At 63.2% G+C, this 16,569-nt stretch carries 13 protein-coding genes and 1 pseudogene; 8 read left to right on the forward strand and 6 right to left on the reverse strand.

Annotated features, from left to right (window positions below):
* Window positions 1–91 precede the first annotated feature (91 nt).
* Window positions 92–319 (reverse strand): hypothetical protein, encoded by a 228-nt coding sequence (locus ACFXS9_RS06985; protein ID WP_392686540.1) that lies wholly within the window; start codon window positions 317–319, stop codon window positions 92–94.
* An 883-nt stretch (window positions 320–1,202) separates the two neighbouring features.
* On the opposite strand from ACFXS9_RS06985, the gene ACFXS9_RS06990 reads away from it, so the two are divergent.
* Window positions 1,203–1,910 carry a LuxR C-terminal-related transcriptional regulator gene (locus tag ACFXS9_RS06990; protein WP_392686543.1) on the forward strand — a complete coding sequence of 236 codons (708 nt, stop codon included), beginning with the start codon at window positions 1,203–1,205 and terminating at the stop codon, window positions 1,908–1,910.
* A gap of 176 nt (window positions 1,911–2,086) precedes the next feature.
* On the forward strand, window positions 2,087–3,283 hold the full coding sequence (locus tag ACFXS9_RS06995; protein ID WP_392686545.1) for an acetyl-CoA C-acyltransferase: 1,197 nt from the start codon (window positions 2,087–2,089) through the stop codon (window positions 3,281–3,283).
* A gap of 116 nt (window positions 3,284–3,399) precedes the next feature.
* Here the strand turns inward: ACFXS9_RS06995 and ACFXS9_RS07000 are convergent.
* A pseudogene (locus ACFXS9_RS07000) lies at window positions 3,400–4,248 on the reverse strand (RNA polymerase factor sigma-32); the annotation flags it as partial.
* Between the two features lie 431 nt (window positions 4,249–4,679).
* Here ACFXS9_RS07000 and ACFXS9_RS07005 point away from each other — a divergent pair.
* Window positions 4,680–4,973, forward strand: coding sequence for a hypothetical protein (locus ACFXS9_RS07005; RefSeq protein WP_392686548.1), 294 nt, complete (start codon window positions 4,680–4,682; stop codon window positions 4,971–4,973).
* An 11-nt stretch (window positions 4,974–4,984) separates the two neighbouring features.
* Here the strand turns inward: ACFXS9_RS07005 and ACFXS9_RS07010 are convergent, their stop codons facing one another.
* Window positions 4,985–6,349 (reverse strand): sensor histidine kinase, encoded by a 1,365-nt coding sequence (locus ACFXS9_RS07010; protein ID WP_392686551.1) that lies wholly within the window; start codon window positions 6,347–6,349, stop codon window positions 4,985–4,987.
* Between the two features lie 75 nt (window positions 6,350–6,424).
* Window positions 6,425–7,102 (reverse strand): response regulator transcription factor, encoded by a 678-nt coding sequence (locus tag ACFXS9_RS07015; protein ID WP_392686554.1) that lies wholly within the window; start codon window positions 7,100–7,102, stop codon window positions 6,425–6,427.
* 426 nt (window positions 7,103–7,528) lie between these two features.
* Here ACFXS9_RS07015 and ACFXS9_RS07020 point away from each other — a divergent pair, with 426 nt between their 5' ends.
* The 5 genes from ACFXS9_RS07020 (at window position 7,529) to ACFXS9_RS07040 (ending at window position 13,667) form a co-directional block, all read left to right on the forward strand.
* Window positions 7,529–7,753, forward strand: coding sequence for a hypothetical protein (locus ACFXS9_RS07020; RefSeq protein ID WP_392686557.1), 225 nt, complete (start codon window positions 7,529–7,531; stop codon window positions 7,751–7,753).
* Between the two features lie 272 nt (window positions 7,754–8,025).
* Window positions 8,026–8,439, forward strand: coding sequence for a hypothetical protein (locus tag ACFXS9_RS07025; RefSeq protein WP_392686560.1), 414 nt, complete (start codon window positions 8,026–8,028; stop codon window positions 8,437–8,439).
* 156 nt (window positions 8,440–8,595) lie between these two features.
* A complete protein-coding gene (locus ACFXS9_RS07030) occupies window positions 8,596–9,354 on the forward strand; it encodes a hypothetical protein (RefSeq protein WP_392686563.1) in 759 nt (252 codons plus the stop codon).
* Between the two features lie 27 nt (window positions 9,355–9,381).
* Window positions 9,382–10,560 carry an efflux RND transporter periplasmic adaptor subunit gene (locus ACFXS9_RS07035; RefSeq protein ID WP_392686566.1) on the forward strand — a complete coding sequence of 393 codons (1,179 nt, stop codon included), beginning with the start codon at window positions 9,382–9,384 and terminating at the stop codon, window positions 10,558–10,560.
* Window positions 10,557–13,667, forward strand: coding sequence for an efflux RND transporter permease subunit (locus ACFXS9_RS07040; protein WP_392686568.1), 3,111 nt, complete (start codon window positions 10,557–10,559; stop codon window positions 13,665–13,667). Before ACFXS9_RS07035 ends, ACFXS9_RS07040 begins: the two co-directional genes overlap by 4 nt.
* Window positions 13,668–13,714: 47 nt before the next feature.
* On the opposite strand, the gene ACFXS9_RS07045 is transcribed toward ACFXS9_RS07040, so the two are convergent.
* Entirely contained in the window at window positions 13,715–16,015 is a 2,301-nt protein-coding gene (locus ACFXS9_RS07045; RefSeq protein ID WP_392686571.1) for an MHYT domain-containing protein, read from the reverse strand.
* Window positions 15,990–16,370, reverse strand: a complete 381-nt coding sequence (locus ACFXS9_RS07050) for a hypothetical protein (RefSeq protein ID WP_392686574.1) — start codon at window positions 16,368–16,370, stop codon at window positions 15,990–15,992. Before ACFXS9_RS07050 ends, ACFXS9_RS07045 begins: the two co-directional genes overlap by 26 nt.
* Between the last annotated feature and the right edge of the window lie 199 nt (window positions 16,371–16,569).

Consider the following 16,569-nt stretch of genomic DNA (forward strand, 5'->3'; position numbering starts at 1 on the left):
ATCCAACGATCTGCAGGCGCGACAGTTCCAGCCAAGCGGAACTTGCCACCGTCCCAGCGCCTTCGGCGCGTTGGATCACCGGACACGCGCGTCAGCGACGGTTGCGCCTATCGGGGAGATCCGGGGGCGTAGCGTTCCGGCCGGGGCGGGAGACACTTTCTTCCTCAACCACCGGTTCGACGTAGGTGCTGTGCAGCGAGATCGGCGACTTGAAACCGTCGAACATGATGCGGACAGTGCTGCGATAGCGGCCGGAGCCGATGATCACCCCTTCGCGGCCGGCGAACTTTGGGCATCGCGCCGCTCCGAGCGCGCTCATCCTGACGCGCGTCCGTTCAGGCAACGAAGTCCGGTGATCAGGTGGCTGTTTGGGCAATCGCATCCTTGGCCAAGCGCCTTCGCCGGTTCATCTGTGCGCCGGAGGGGAAATACGTTCGGTCTCGAATGCATGGTGGGAAATCCACCGGCGCACCATGCGATTGACGAACGGTGGCGTCCCGAAGGTCATCGCGGCCGTCAGCCAACGAGGCCGACTTGGTCAGAATGACGCCACACGTGCGCCTGCAACATGCACGCATGCGATCAGTCGCGGCATCTTGCGATATTCAACCATCGACGCAGGCTGTGCTTTGGAGATCTGAAAATGCAGATGAGGCCGGGACGACGGCCCTCCGTCGCCGGGTCGAGCCTAGGCGACTTTGGTAGGAAGGGCTTGCGGCTGCGCACCGCCGCAGACAAGCGCGAGGCCGACAACGATACCATCGTACCTGCCTCGTCAGGGCAGGCGTACGTATCGAAAGATATATTAGCCAGGTTGCGGGTACGGCTTTTTGCAGTTGAGGGATGGGAAAACACGCTTTAATGACCAGTTTTTGACAACATCCGGTCACATTTGGTCTGCTTGGCATCCCCCGTTAACGAGAGTAAAGTTTCTTTTGAACAATTAAGATACAGAATGAACTAATTCACAGTGACTATGAGCGGTTCTGAAGGAATCTATCGATATAATCGGTATTAAAATCCGGGGGCGCGTTATGTTAGTCCCACGCAAGAAGACTGTATTTATTGTAGACGCAAAGGCCTTTCGACGAGCTCGAGCGGAGAGCTTCCTAAGTCCTTGGGCCAGCAACGAACAGGTCGAACTGATTTCGCTCGATCCCGATGAGGCGCACAGAAGGCTTATCGAGCGGAGCGAATGCGAGATGCTGATTTACAGCGTCGGCACCTCCTCTCCCCACGAGGTCTTCACCGAGATACAGGTGTTGCATACCCTTCGCCGGGAGGCGGCACTCGCCATCATCTCCGACGATGAACATCCCGCCACCGTTCTCGCCGCGATCCGTTGCGGAGCCCGGGGCTACTTCAGCAATTCCATGGCGCCCGAGCTTGCGTTGCACGCCCTTTCATTCGTCCTCCATGGCGGCACCTACTTTCCGGCGACCGCCATCCTGGCCAGCCAGACCTTCAGCCCGCCTGCGTCTCTCGAATACAGACAACCACACACATCCCAGGAGCAAGCACTTCCGGAGCCTGAACAACAGAACCAGGCGCCCCCTCTCGGGCCGGAGGACGGTCCTTACGACCAGCAAGGGTCCCTCTTCGACGGTAAGGCGGTAAGCGTGCAGCGCGACCATGGCCTAAACGGCGCGCGGCACGCGCCCGAGTTTACCGAGCGGCAGTACGCGGTGCTGGCTTGCCTCTGCCAAGGCGATCCCAACAAGGTGATCGGTCGCAAGCTCGGCATGACCGAAACGACGGTGAAAGTCCATGTCCGCGAAATCATGCGCAAGCTGGGCGTGAGCAACCGGACCCAAGTCGCGATCGCCGGGGCGCGCGTCTCCTTCGACAGTCCCGTCGAACTGATTACTCCGGATTCATCCATGACGATCAGGTCGTCCATATCTCACTAGCGATTGATTTTCGGCATTGCGCCGGTTGCCATTTCATCGCTCCTGCCGGAACTCGCGGCAATTTCTCGATCTGTCGGCCAGCGCGCATCCTCGCTACGGAAAGCGGCGGGATCCTATTGCAATGGCGCAATATATGACTATCGTCATATAACAGCGATCGAATAGGAGAACCCGCAATGGCCGCAAGCCCCGATCCCGTCGTCATCCTTTCCGCCGCCCGCACGCCGCTTGGCCGGTTCATGGGTGAGTTGTCCCCCTTCAGCGCGCACAGGCTCGGCGCTCACGTGATCGGCGCGGCGCTGGAACGGGCGAAACTCGCGCCGGAGCGGATCGAGGAGGTGTTCATGGGCAACGTGCTACCGGCCGGACAGGGCCAGGCGCCGGCACGCCAGGCTGCGCGCGGCGCCGGACTGCCTGACGCCACCGGCGCCACCACGGTCAACAAGGTGTGCGGCTCCGGCATGAAGGCGACGATGCTGGCGCACGACATCATCAATGCCGGTTCAGCTTCGATCGTGCTATCCGGCGGCATGGAGAGCATGTCGAACGCGCCCTATCTGCTGGCCAAGGCGCGCGGCGGCTATCGCGCCGGGCATGACCGGATCATCGATCACATGATGATGGACGGGCTGGAAGACGCCTACGAGACCGGCCGCTCGATGGGCGACTTCGGCGAGGCCACCGCGGAGGCCTATCAGTTCACCCGCAAGGACCAGGACGCCTACGCGATGGAGACCTTGACCCGCGCCCGCAAGGCGGTCGAGGGCGGCGCGTTCAGGGCCGAGATCGCGGCGATCACATTGGCCGAGAAAGCGGGTCCACGCGTCATCGCCAATGACGAGCATCCGCTCAAGGTCGACCCCGCCAAGATTCCCGGATTGAAGCCCGCGTTCCGCGCGGGCGGCACCATCACGCCGGCCGCCTCGTCCGCGAATGCCGACGGCGCCGCCGCACTGATTCTAGCCAAGCGCTCGCTCGCCGATCGCGACGGGCTGCCAGTGCTTGCCGAGATCAAGGGCCACGCCACCCACAGCCAGGAGCCGCAATGGTTCACCACCGCGCCAATCCCGGCGATCCGCAAGCTGCTCGACAAGGTCGGCTGGGCTGTTTCCGACGTCGACCTGTTCGAGATCAACGAAGCGTTCGCGGTGGTGGCGATGGCGGCGCAGAAGGATCTCGGCATTCCCGCCGAAAAGCTCAACGTCAATGGTGGCGCCTGCGCGCTCGGCCACCCGATCGGCGCCACCGGCGCGCGACTGATCGTGACGTTGCTGCATGCGTTGGAAGCGCGGAACCTAAAGCGCGGTATCGCAGCTCTCTGCATCGGCGGCGGAGAAGCGACCGCGATCGCTGTCGAACGCGCCGCACGCTGATCGGGCCGCCGGAAGGACTGCGAGCGGCGCGAAGCGCATCGCTCGCCGTTTTCCGCCCCCTCAAGCTGCAAGGGGGCATGTCTCAAGCGCCTTGTCGCCGCACGCCTGACCTTTTCGAAGGCTAAGGCTTCGATCTGCCGCACGCGCTCGCCGGAAATCGACAGTTCACGCCCGAGTTCTTCCAGGCTCGGCGGATCCTCGCGAAGCCGCCGCGCCTCGAACACGCGGCGCTCCCGCGCCGTCAGCACATCGAGGGCCGAATGGAGCGCCCTCGCCCGTTGCCCGCCTTCATCCTGCTCGGCGATCATAGCCTCCGCGTTCGGCGAAGGGTCGACCAGCCTCGCTTCCCATTCGGTAGGCCCGTCATCATCGACGAATGCATTCAGGGAAAGGTCGCCCGTCAGACGGCTGCTCATCTCGATCACATCGCGAACGGGGACCGCGAGCTCCCGCGCAACGGCTTCGGCCACCTCCGGCGTAAGGCCCGTCCTGTCGCCTCCGAACTTACGCATGGCGCGCCTGAGCCCGAAGAACAGCTTCCGTTGAGCGGCCGTCGTCCCGATCTTGACCAGCGAGCGCGACCGCAGAATGTAATCGTGGATCGCGGCCTTGATCCACCACAATGCGTAGGTGGAGAACCTGGCGCCACGGCCCGGCTCGAAATGCGAGGCCGCGATGACAAGGCCGAGATTGGCTTCGCCGATCAGATCGGCAAGCGGGAGGTCGTATCGCTGGTAGCGGCGCGCCACCTTGGCCGCGAGTCGGAGATGGCTGGTGACGAGCGCATCGGTAGCGCTTCGGTCTCGATGCTGCTGCCAGCGCCGGGCAAGCTGCTGCTCGCGCGTCGGTTCAAGCAGAGCGTATCGCTTGATCAGTGCGGCATATTCATCGACGATATCTCGCGATCTGTCTCCAGTCAGCGGCTCGCGCTTGTCTGACAGTATGGTCGTGCTGTGGGCGTTCATGGGTGGCTCCAATCCATCGGGTCCGGCAGACAGACCCTAGGAGAAGAGGTCGCGATGCAGCCATTAAATTGGAATTGAGGAATCTAAATTCGCTGTTAGCGTCCGTTCCGCTCTGGTCTCGATTTCAAAATCGCACGATTTCGCTCGAGGCTCGCGAAACCTCGATCGGTGAGCATTCGCGCGCTCGTGCGAATTTCAAACGACCGCTTCCCTGCAAACGCTTTGCAAGACGGTTCAAAACCAGTCGAGATCTGTAAAACGCAATTTAGTGGGACGAGGTCGCGCCCGCCCTACATCTCCGTCGTGCATCCGCTGCCTGGATGCAGCCTCAAGCGAGCAGTTCGCATTCGAAAAGAACATGCGCCCGTTGCGGCATGCGACTGCGCATGCGCGTCCGGCGAACTGCCGCGTCGACCATATGGAGAAAGACAATGACCTCGATCAAGACCATCGCTGTCGCAGGACTGCTGTCGATGATGGCGGCAGCGCCTGCCTTCGCGCAAGAAGCCATCCAGGAGCCTGGCAATTTTGCATTTTTCTATCCCAATCTGGACGTCCTGAATGGCGGTGCGCCGACGCCGGCTTACAGGATGGAAGGGCTGCCACCGTCGGTGATGCAGGCCTATAACGAAAGGGAAAGCGGCATGGCCGGCCCCAGCGTCTGGCAGCATCGGCGTGTACACCACGCATCCCGCGCCGAGCATGATGACCGCCGGCATGGGTGACGTTGGCGGACCTATGTCCGGCCACCTTGCTCATCGGGGCAAACGATCTCCACCCGGCCTCCCGGGCCGGCGTGGATGATCAGGCGAAAGCCGTGCAGCTTCACGATTGCCGAGACCAGGTTGAGTCCGAGGCCGATACCCGGCGTGTTGCGAATTTTGTCCGAGCGATAGAACCGGCGCAACACGGCGTCATGTTCGTGCGCGCTGATCCCCGGACCCGTATCTGTCACACGCAAGATGGTCTCGCCCTCACCGCGCAGCAGCGCGAGCTCGACCCTGCCGCTCCGGGGCGTGAACTTGATGGCATTGTCGACGAGATTGGCCACAGCCTCCAGCAGCAGGTCGCGATCGCCGCGCACGGAAAACTTGTCGGCTATGTTCACGCTCAGCGCGATCTGCTTGTCTTCGGCGATCGGCTCGTACATGTCGCAGACCTCGCGCAGCATGTCGCCGAGCGCAACGTCGCCAAACGCGGACGAGCGGCGGCTGTTCTCGATCTCGGCAAGCCGCAACAGCGCCGTGACGATCGACAGCGACTGGTCGATGCCGGCGATGGCCTTGTCGACAACTTCCTGGAGTTGCTCCAGGGTCGTCGCGTTGGTACGGCCGCGCTCGAGCGTCAGACGAGCGCGCGTCAGTGGCGTTCGCAGATCGTGGGCGATGTCGTTGCCGACGCCGGCCAGCGCGTTGATCATGGTCTCCAGCTCATCGAGCATGCGGTTGACGATGGCGGCGAGCCGCGAGAACGGTTCATCGGCGTTCTTGTGCGGCAGCCGCTCGCGTAGATCTCCGGCGATGATGCGCTGGACCCGCAGGTTGACCTCCTCGACCCGCCTGTGGGCGCGCGCGCTCAACCAGGCGCCGGCCAGCAACCAGAGACAGAACGCAGGCAACAGGCCAATCGCCAGCGCCGCTCCGACGACCCTGAAGACTTCCGCCGTTTCGTCGACGTTTCGCCCGACCACCAATATGTCGCCGTTCTCGAGGCGCCGCGCGACGGTTCTGACGGATGTCGCACCGGCTTCCTTGTCATCAAGGCGCACCAGCGGCATGCTCCTCGCCGGCGCCCCGATGTCGATCCCGTCCGGCAGGGCTGCGACATTGCCGGCCAGCCGATTCCCCTTCGCGTCGAACACACCGGAGAACTGGACGCCGCGGGAATCCTGCCCGAGATGGTCACTGAGCGCACCGATCAGACGGTCGCGCGGCAATCCGGCAAAGAAGCCGATCTGCGTCGTGATCATGCGATCGGATCGCGCGATCAGGTAGTCGTCGATCCTGAAGTAGATGAAACCGAACAAAACCGTGACGAAGATCGCGAACAGGCCCGCCAGCACCGTGGTCCAGTGGAACGTCTTCGAGCGTATGAACTGCAACTGAAGCTTCCCAATCCTGCCGTCCGGTTGGCTTGCCCGACGGCGCGAGCGCCCGGTACGATCGCTAAAAATCAGTCAGGGCACGGCACGAAGAATGAACCCTGCGCCGCGGACATTTTGAATCATCGGGGCGTCGCCCGGACCGTCGACCTTGTGCCGCACGCGGCCCATGTGAACGTCGACCAGGTTGGTGGCGGGGACGAACTTGTAATTCCAGACCTCTTCGAGCAGCATCGCGCGCGTCAAGAGCTGGTCGCTCCGCCGCATCATGTATTCGAGCAGGCGAAACTCGCGCGGCAAGAGCTCGATTTTGCGCTCGCCGCGTTTGACTGTGCGTTCGATCAGGTCGAGCTCGAGTTGGCCCACCCGCAGGATGGTTTCCCGCGTTTCCGCCGGGCGGCGCAGCAACGCCTCTATTCGGGCGACGAGCTCGACGATCGCAAACGGCTTGGTGAGGTAGTCGTCACCCCCCATCCGCAATCCGCGCACGCGGTCATCGACCGCGCCAAGCGCGCTCAGCACCAGCACCGGCGTGCGCACCTGGTCTTTCCGCAAGGACTCGATGACGGTGAGGCCATCCATTCCCGGCAGCAGGCGGTCGACGATCATGGCGTCCGGCCGCAGGTCGCGTGCCTTGGCAAGGCCATCCAGCCCGTCGGCCGACCATTCTACCTCGAAGCCACGATCGGCCAGTTCGGCCGTGATTTCCCCCGCCGTCTCACCGTCGTCTTCTATGAGAAGAACCTTCGTCATCTGATCGATCCGATTGCTATCAAGATACTCTCTCGACGCCAGGTGGCAATGATACGCCGGGCAGCCAATAATGCCATGGCGACGCGCACAAGTCTCACGGTTCAGGGGAGCCAGACAGCGCCGCGATCTCTACAATATCCTGCAGGCGCCATCCGCCAGGGGGCCATTCCGCCGCCTCGGTACGAGCACGGCGGGCTCGCCCGAAACAGTTAGCCGTCGGCGGCGCGTAGCGCCAATAAATAGCAATTTAATGAATCGACGGTCCTGCATTGCCCGATCAGCGGCGCTGACGTCGGACAGCGGGACCCACATCACCTTCACGTCGAGTTGAGAGCGCGTGAAGCGATATTCGCTTTGGACGACGGCAGGCCAGCCGCACGTCACAGGAAGGAGCCGGCCTGGCTTCCCCACCTATGGAGAACACCCATGCGCAACCTGAAACTTCTGTCGGCTGTGTTACTCACCACAGCCACCTTCGCCACTCCGGTACTGGCCGCCAACACGCGGCATGTCGTAACCGATGCCAATGGCCGCGTGATGTCGACGATGCATCGCGACGTAGGCGATAGCTGCGTCCGCGCTCCGCGCGTCGGCGCCTATGCCACGGCACCGTGGACCAACCCGCCTTGCGAACCCAACACCGGTTACTGATCCGCTCGCGTTACGACCCTACAATGAACATGCCGGGCTGGCGGGATATCCCGCCGGCCCGTCTTCTTTTGCCCCACGCCAACGTGTTCTCCTTTGACGCATAGCTGCGGCTGCTCCAGTTCGTGAATACCAAGGCGGCGAAGACTAACGCCGAATTTAATGGATGCCTTGTGCATCGCACCTACCTGTCACTCATCCGACGTTTCGCTCGCGCGGTCCGTTGAAGTTCGCGCGTCCCGGCGCCGAGCATCTGACTGAAAAGGAGTCTCACGATGAAACGAATGCTCACGATACTGGCAACGGCTCTTCTCGCTTCGAGCCTGGTGGCGGGCGCGGCCGAGGCCCGCGGCGGCGGTGGCGGTGGCGGCCACGGCGGAGGTTTTGGTGGCGGCTTCGGTGGCGGCGGCCATATGGGCGGTGGCTTCGGCGGCGGTGGCCACATCGGAGGCTTTGGCGGTGGCGCCCATATCGGCGGCATGGGCGTCGGCGAACATGTGGGAGGCCTCGGCGGTGATCACATCGGCGGCGGCCACATCGGTGCGCACGGTTTCGGACTCCACCAGCACGTCGTGCATCGCTTCGACAGGTACGGGCCGGGATACGGCTACGGGTTCTACGGTTATCCCGATTGCTACGACTGGTACTACCGGCACCCCTACAGCCCCTTGCCGCTGAGCTGTAGCTGAACCCGCCGCGCAAGCTGCGCGCAGGCTGTCGGTTCGGAGGACGTTTTCCTGTTTTCTTTAAACGTCCTCCGGACCGATCCCCCAATAGCCCGAAAGATATCGCGTGGACTTCGCGCCACGCGTTGTCGTGTCGGTTGAACGGTACTGGAGAGCAACATGAAACGCTTCCTGATGATCACGGCAGCCTCTGCCTTGCTGTGCGGCCCGGCCTTTGCGCAGCAGGCCGCGGTGATGCCGACGCCTTTGCTGGCGGCGACCTCCCCGCTGGGCATGGTGCCAAGCGCGCCGGTCGGCGGCACCGGCATCCCGCTCGGCGCAACGGAAATCGCCTCACCCGGCGTGAGTCCCGCGCCGGCCGACCAGACTGGTCCAATCGGCAACACCGTGTGCTCGACGATCGGCACGGCACCGTCGACGATGTTCGGATCGGCTGCGACCTTCGACGGCGGCGGCGTGGCAGTCGGGACGGTCACACCGCAGAGCACGATGTCCGCGATGCCGATGGCGGGAGCGCCAAATTCGTCAGGAATGTCGTCATCGGGCATTCCGCCGACATCGGCCCTGATCGACACCTCGGGTACATCGAGCATGTGCGGCTCGGGCAACGTTGCTGCGTCATCGACGCCGATGTCTCCAGTGGCGCCGGGCGGCGTGGCGCGAACCGGCATTCCGATGGGCTCGACCGAGCTCGGCAATCTTGGGATTAGCTCCGCCGCGATGGTGCCAACCATCACCGTCGGCCCCACCATCAGCACCATCGCGCCGACGATCCCGACGGTGCCCGCCGTCACGCTGCCGGCACCGAACACGACGGCCGTCGCCGCGTCCACCGACGCCATCACAGGGATACCGAACATCACAGGGGCGCCGAACACGATACCAGGCCTATCAACCGCCGCCACGATGTTCCGTTGAGCGGAAACCCACGCGCGAGAAGCAGCCATGAAAATGAAATTTGCAATACCCGCCGTCCTTTTCGGTGCCGTCGCCGCCGGCGGCCTGCTCTACTTCACGCAGGCCAGTGCGTTCAAAGCCGCTGTCGCGGCCGCACCGGCACCTCCGGTTCCGGTCGTGGCCGGCGTGGTCGCGCAGCATGACGTGCCGATCTATCAAAACGGCGTCGGCACCGTGATCGCGTACAACACCGATGTCGTGCGAGCCCAGATCCAGGGCCAGCTCATCAGCATCAATTTCACCGAAGGGCAGACCGTCCATGCCGGCGACCTGCTCGCGCAAATCGATCCGCGTCCCTATCAGGCCCAGATCGACCAGTTCGAGGGCAATCTGGAGCGCGACCAGGCCCAGCTCACCAATGCCCGGGCCAATCTCGCGCGTTACAACCAACTCGGCGACAAGGGCTGGGCCACGCCGCAACTGATCGAAACCCAGAAGGCGCAGGTCGGCCAGCTCGAGGCCGCGATCAAGACCGACCAGGCGCTGATCGAGGCTGCCAAGGTGCAACTTAGCTACACGCGGCTGACTTCGCCGATCGACGGCGTCGTCGGCATTCGCCAGATCGACGTCGGCAACATCATCAGCCCGACGACGGCCAACGGGCTCGTCGTCGTGACGCAGCTCGATCCCATCTCGCTGATCTTCACGCTGCCGGAAGGCGTGCTGCCGCAGATCCTCAAGCAACAGCAAGCGACCAAGACGCCGCTTCCGGTCCTCGCCTATAATCAGGATGACACTCTCCAGCTAGGCCGGGGCGAACTCGCGCTGGTCAACAACGAAATCCTGCAGACGACTGGCTCGATCCAGCTCAAGGCAACCTTTCCCAACAAGTCTCGTGAGCTGTGGCCAGGTGAGTTGGTGAATGCGCGGCTGCTCGTCACGACCCGGCATAACGGTCTGACCGTCCCCGCTTCGGTCGTGCAGCAGGGGCCGAACGGCGCCTATGCCTATGTCATCAAGCCCGACAGCACGGTAGCGATGCGCCCCGTCAAGGTCGCACAGATCACCGACGGCGAGGCGCTGATCGATACCGGCCTGAAGGCGGGCGAGCAGGTCGTCGTCGACGGACAATACCGGCTGCAGCCGGGCACACATGTCACGCTGCTACATGGCGAAGCAGCCGAGGAAGCAGCGGCGCAGCAAGCACAACAGGCGACGATCCCATGAACATATCCGCGCCCTTCATCCACCGACCGATCGCAACGGCGCTCCTGATGGTCGGCCTTCTGGTCGGCGGTCTCATCGCCTACCCGCTGCTGCCGGTCGCGGCGTTGCCCAATGTCAATTATCCGACGCTGCAGGTGACGGCGCAGTTGCCGGGCGCGGATCCGCAGACCATGGCGGCGTCGGTAGCGACACCGCTTGAACTCCAGTTCGGGCAGATTCCGGGTCTGCTCCAGATGACGTCGGCGAGCGCACTCGGCTTCACCCAGATCACGCTACAGTTCGATCTGAACCGCCAGATCGACGGAACGGTCAGCGACACGCTGTCGGCAATCAACGCCGCGAGTCCGTTTCTACCGCCGGGCATCCCCTACCCGCCCACCATCCGCAAGGTCAATCCGGCGGACACGCCAATCCTGGTGCTCGGTCTCACATCGGACAGCCTGCCGCTGACCACGGTGGATGCGTACGCGGAAAACATTCTGCTGCAGAAGATATCGCAGATACCGGGCGTCGGCCTCGTCGGCATCGGCGGCCAGCAAAAGCCCGCCGTGCGCGTGCAGCTCGATCCGCAGGCGCTTGCCGCACGCGGCATCAATCTCGAGGACGTCCGCACGGCGCTCGGCCAAGCCAATGTCGATTTGCCGAAAGGCACGCTCAACAGCCCGCGCCAGACCTATACGCTGAACACCAACGATCAGCTCCTGAAGGCTGAGGACTACGCCAATCTCGTAATCGCCTACCGAAACGGCTCGCCGGTCCGAATCCGCGACGTCGGTCGCGCCGTCAGCGCGCCGGAAAACGACCTGATCGCCGGCTGGTACAACAACCGGCGCGCGGTCATCCTGGCGATCCAACGCCAGCCCGGTGCCAACGTCATCGACACCGTCGAGCGGATCAAGGCCGAGATGCCGGTGCTGCAGGCCTCTATCCCGCCCGCGATCAAGGTCAACATCATCTCCGACCGCACCGACACGGTTCGCGCATCCATCCACGACGTTCAGTTCACGCTGATGTTGACGGTTGCGCTGGTGGTGATGGTGATCTTCATCTTCCTGAGAAATTTCTGGGCGACGGTCATCCCGGCGGTCACCGTTCCACTGTCGCTGATCGGCACGCTCGCTGCCCTCTACGAGCTCGGCTACAGCCTCGACAACCTGTCGCTGATGGCGCTGTCGATCGCCGTCGGCTTCGTGGTCGACGACGCCGTGGTCGTGATCGAGAACATCGTGCGGCACATGGAGGGAGGCGCCACGCCTTTCGAGGCGGCGCTGAAGGGCGCCGGCGAGATCGGATTCACCATCATGTCGATCACGCTGTCACTGATCGCGGTCTTCATTCCGCTGTTCCTGATGGGCGGATATGTCGGGCTGCTGTTCCGCGAATTTGCCGTCACCGTCAGCGTCGCCCTGGTGCTGTCGCTCCTGATCTCGCTGACCTTGACGCCGATGATGTGCGCGCGGCTGCTCAAGCCGGAAAACAGGACGCACGGACGGCTGTTCCGCATCCTCGAAGGTGGCTTCAATTCACTACTCGGAGTCTACGAGGCCGGACTCAAGATCGTGCTTCGTCACCGTTTCATCACCCTGTTGACGATGTTTGCGACCATCGGGCTGACCGGTTATCTCTACGTCGTGATTCCCAAAGGCTTCTTTCCGCAGCAGGACACCGGGCTGATCATCGGCCTGTCCGAAGCCGCGCAGGATATTTCCTATTCTGCGATGACCGAGCGCCAGCAGGCGCTGCTCAATGCCATCACGCGGGATCCGGCCGTCGCATCCGTCGGCTCGGCGATCGGCGCTGGCGGCGGCAACACCACGGTCAACAATGGCCGCATCTATATTGCGCTCAAGCCCTACAAGCAGCGCGATAGCATGGAAACGGTGCTCGCCCGCCTGCGCACCAACCTGGCCAAGATTCAGGGCATCACGCTCTACATGCAGGCCGCGCAGGACATCACCATCGGCGGACGCGTCTCGAAAACCCAGTATCAGTACACGCTGGGCGATGCCGATCCCGGTGAGCTGAATCACTGGGCTGCGCTGTTCCTCGACAGGATCAAGAAGGTCCCCGGCATCACCGACGTCGCGACCGACCAGCTCAATTCCGGTCCCCTGCTAGACATCTCCATCAAACGCGAGGTGGCTTCGAGCTACGGCATCCTGCCCTTCACCATCGACAACACGCTCGATGACGCCTTTGGCCAGCGCATCGTCTCCACGATGTACACGACCCTGAACCAGTACCACGTGATCATGGAGGTCAATCCGAAATTCCAGTACTCGCCCGAGGCGTTGACCGGAATCTATGTCAAATCCTCCACCGGCCAAGAGGTGCCGCTATCGACGCTGGTCGACAGCGTGGTCAAGGTCGCCCCGCTCGTGGTCAATCACCAGGGACAGTTTCCGTCGGTGACGATCTCCTTCAACCTGCTCCCCGGCACGGCGATCGGCCAAGCGACCAGCGCCATCCAGAATATCGAGAAGCAGCTCGGCAAACCGCTTTCGCTGCAGACCAGCTTCCAGGGCAACGCACAGGCGTTCGGCGATTCGCTGTCGACGACGCCGATCCTGATCGTGGCGGCGCTGTTCGTGATCTATCTTATCCTCGGCATCTTGTATGAGAGCATGATCCACCCCATCACCATCATCTCGACGCTGCCGTCGGCGGGGCTCGGAGCACTGTTGTTGTTGATGGCGGTTCACCTCGATCTCAGCGTGATCGCGATCGTCGGCATCATCCTGCTGATCGGCATCGTCAAGAAGAACGGCATCATGCTGGTCGATTTCGCCCTGCACGTCGGCCAACAGGAGCGATTGTCGGCGGAAGACGCTATCTATCGCGCCTGCGTCATGCGATTCCGGCCGATCCTCATGACCACGATGGCAGCCATGCTTGCTGGCGTTCCCATGATGCTCGGCACTGGCGCGGGCTCCGAGATACGCCAACCGCTGGGCTACGCCATCGTCGGAGGACTGGCCGTGTCGCAGCTTCTCACGCTGTATACGACGCCGGTGGTCTACATCTATCTCGACCGGCTGCAGACCTGGCTGTTCGGCAAGAAGAAACCGGCGATTGACGAGGGCTCCAACGTGATGCCGGCGGAGTGACGAAAGTTCCGGCGGCTCACTGAGACGCGATGAGATCCATTCGAGTGTCAGGCTCTCTTCGGGTGTAGGGTCACAACCGAGCGCGAAGCTGCCTGCGCGCTCATCACCTCCTCAATGGCGGCCAGCAGCGCCGCCTGGTCGAACGGCTTGGAGATGCGCGGCAAGTGAGGCTGCGTCGAGCCGAGCAGTTCGGCATATCCTGTGCAGAGCACCACGGGCGTGCCGGGACGCTCGGCGGCCACTGCTTCGGCAAGCAGCAACCCGTTCATCCCCGGCATGGCGTAATCGGTCACCACGATGTCAATCTTCGGCATTCGGCGCAGAAGCTGGACTGCCTCCTCGCCGGAGCGCGCCTCGATCACGGCGTGGCCGAGATCGTCGAGCATCGCAGCGACACTGTCGAGGACGAGAAGATCATCGTCGACGACCAGCACGGAAAGGGGGCGGCTGCCGCGGGGCGCGGAACGCGACGGCTCCGCCGCATGGGGCGCCTCCACCTTTTCGTCCTGAGCGGCAGGCAGCCAGATCTCGGCCGTGGTCCCTTCGCCGATGCGGCTCTTCAGCCGCAGCACGCCTCCGGATTGTTCAGCCAACCCTTTCACCATCGAGAGGCCGAGACCGGTTCCCTTGCCGACGCCCTTGGTCGTAAAGAACGGCTCCTGCGCATGCCTGAGCGTCTCCTCGTCCATGCCGCATCCGGTGTCGCTCACCGAGAGCGCGACGTATCGTCCCTCGGCAAGGCCATCGATGGCATGCTCTTCGCGTGCAGCGATGCTGATGACCCCGCCACTAGCCGCGATCGCATCGCGCGCATTGACAGCGAGGTTGAGGATCGCGAGCTCGAGCTGGTTGGCATCGACCTTCACCTTCGAAAGCTCGATCGGAAAACGGGTCTCGACCCGGATGGCTGGATCAAACTTCAGGAGAGCCGCCATTCCGCGCACCAGCTCCGGGACATCCACGACGACGGGCTTGAGATCCTGCTTGCGCGCGAACGCCAGCATGCGCTGGGTCAGCGAGGCGCCGCGCAGCGCACCTTGAATCGCGTTGTCGAGCAGCCGGTGAATCCTGGGATCCTCCGGCTGGAGGCGCTTCTTCGCCAGTTCGAGGCTGCCCAGGATCACGGCGAGTATGTTGTTGAAGTCGTGGGCGACGCCGCCGGTAAGCTGTCCGACGGTCTCCATCTTCTGCGATATCACGAGCGCATCGCGCGTGCGCTCCAGCGCTTCCTGGGCTCGGCGCCGTTCCGTCACGTCGCGCACGATCTTGGCGTAGCCGATTGCCTCGCCACGCTCGTTTTGCACCACGCGTATCGTCGCCTCGGCCCAGAAACGGCTTCCGTCCTTGCGAACGCGCCAGCCTTCGCCTGCCGACTTGCCTTCCCGCTCTGCGTCGTGAAGCACGGCATCGGGAACTCCGGACTCGCGGTCTTCTTCGGTGTGAAGGATGGCGTAGTGGGTACCTATGATCTCGTCGCCGTAGCCGATCAGCCGGCGCGCGCCGAGATTCCAGTTCGCCACCCGCCCTTCGGGGTCGAGCATGAAGATGGCGTGGTCGGCCACCCCCTCCACCAGCAGGCGGAATTTCTCCTCGCTTCGCCTGAGTGCCTCGGCTTCGCGATCGGCACGTTCTGCCGAGGCGCGGTCGTACACGGCCGCGGCGAGCCCGATGACGAGGACGACGATCGTGGTGCCGGCGACCAGGAACGCGAGCGGCGCCTGCCCAACCGCGCCGTGGGCTGCGCGGCCAAGAATGGCATCCGTGGCAACGAAGGAGGAGCCCCGCATGGCCGCGTAGTGCATCCCGGAGATCGCCAAGCCCATGACGGCGCCGGCCGATATGCGCTCGAGCACGCTCGTCGTGCGAAAGGCGAGCCACAGCGCGATGATGGACGCGCCGATCGCGATCGCGATGGAAAGCACGACCCAGACGGGATCATAATGGATGGAAGCCGCCATCCGCATGGCGCTCATGCCGGTGTAGTGCATGCCGGAGATCGCGAGCCCCATTCCAATGCCGGAAGCGACGAGCGCGTTCGCCCGCTGACTTACGACGACGAACGCGGCTGCAGCGACCAAAATGGGAAGGGCGAGCGAGAGCAGCGTGAGGAGCGGATCGTAGGAAATTTCGACGCCGGGCAGGCTGAACGCCAGCATGGCCACGAAATGCATGGACCAGATGCCGCCGCCCATGGCGACGGCCGCAGCCCCAAGCCAGCCCAGGCTGGCGGAGCCGGAAGCAGCCCGCATGCGAGTCGCGAGATCCAGCGCCGTATAGGAGGAAAGCGCGGCGATCAGGACTGACAGCGCGACAAGAACGGGGTCATGGGTGCCTGGATGGTGATGCATTCCGTTGATGTCGCAAGGGAAGCAGTTCAATAGCACCGTTCTTGCGGCCGTGCATTGTTCCCGCGCCGGAATGGCAATTGAGGGTGCCGGGCCCGGCGGCGCGCCTGGCCGGGGCGGAGGGATCGAACTTCCGAATGGCGGAATCGAGATCAACCAAATTATCCAATGATTTCAAGGCGCCTTTGGAAAAAAGCTCAAGACGCCCGTAGCTGTTCAACAGCTTTGGCAGCCGTTTCCAAATAAAGAAGTAGCCGTCGCAGGAAGGATCAGTCTCGCAAAATCTAAGGCAACGGGCCGCGCGCGTGCCGACCGCGAAGGTCACGGCGTCGACAGCACTTGCGAATTCGACCAGCATGCCGTCACCCGGCAGAGGTCGCCCGATTGCGACAGGTAGGGGGCATTGACCTCAAACTGACGATCTCCCCTGCTCTCACCGATCTTGCTCATACAGCCCCGCAAACTCACGCCGACCTTGTCTCCCTCAGAAGAGCGTCGAGATTGGCTCTCGCGGGCCTGAGTCAACCAGCAGCTCACCAACTCTCCGCACCATCGTG

Source organism: Bradyrhizobium sp. RDI18 (genome assembly GCF_043203335.1).
Classification (GTDB): Bacteria; Pseudomonadota; Alphaproteobacteria; order Rhizobiales; family Xanthobacteraceae; genus Bradyrhizobium; species Bradyrhizobium retamae.

What these genes read in the sequence shown, in the direction of transcription:
- ACFXS9_RS06985 (WP_392686540.1), bottom strand. Translation starts at nt 319, where the DNA reads ATGAGCGCGCTCGGAGCGGCGCGATGCCCAAAGTTCGCCGGCCGCGAA.
- ACFXS9_RS06990 (WP_392686543.1), top strand. Translation starts at nt 1,203, where the DNA reads ATGCTGATTTACAGCGTCGGCACCTCCTCTCCCCACGAGGTCTTCACC.
- ACFXS9_RS06995 (WP_392686545.1), top strand. Translation starts at nt 2,087, where the DNA reads ATGGCCGCAAGCCCCGATCCCGTCGTCATCCTTTCCGCCGCCCGCACG.
- ACFXS9_RS07005 (WP_392686548.1), top strand. Translation starts at nt 4,680, where the DNA reads ATGACCTCGATCAAGACCATCGCTGTCGCAGGACTGCTGTCGATGATG.
- ACFXS9_RS07015 (WP_392686554.1), bottom strand. Translation starts at nt 7,102, where the DNA reads ATGACGAAGGTTCTTCTCATAGAAGACGACGGTGAGACGGCGGGGGAA.
- ACFXS9_RS07020 (WP_392686557.1), top strand. Translation starts at nt 7,529, where the DNA reads ATGCGCAACCTGAAACTTCTGTCGGCTGTGTTACTCACCACAGCCACC.
- ACFXS9_RS07025 (WP_392686560.1), top strand. Translation starts at nt 8,026, where the DNA reads ATGAAACGAATGCTCACGATACTGGCAACGGCTCTTCTCGCTTCGAGC.
- ACFXS9_RS07030 (WP_392686563.1), top strand. Translation starts at nt 8,596, where the DNA reads ATGAAACGCTTCCTGATGATCACGGCAGCCTCTGCCTTGCTGTGCGGC.
- ACFXS9_RS07035 (WP_392686566.1), top strand. Translation starts at nt 9,382, where the DNA reads ATGAAAATGAAATTTGCAATACCCGCCGTCCTTTTCGGTGCCGTCGCC.
- ACFXS9_RS07040 (WP_392686568.1), top strand. Translation starts at nt 10,557, where the DNA reads ATGAACATATCCGCGCCCTTCATCCACCGACCGATCGCAACGGCGCTC.
- ACFXS9_RS07045 (WP_392686571.1), bottom strand. Translation starts at nt 16,015, where the DNA reads ATGCATCACCATCCAGGCACCCATGACCCCGTTCTTGTCGCGCTGTCA.
- ACFXS9_RS07050 (WP_392686574.1), bottom strand. Translation starts at nt 16,370, where the DNA reads ATGCTGGTCGAATTCGCAAGTGCTGTCGACGCCGTGACCTTCGCGGTC.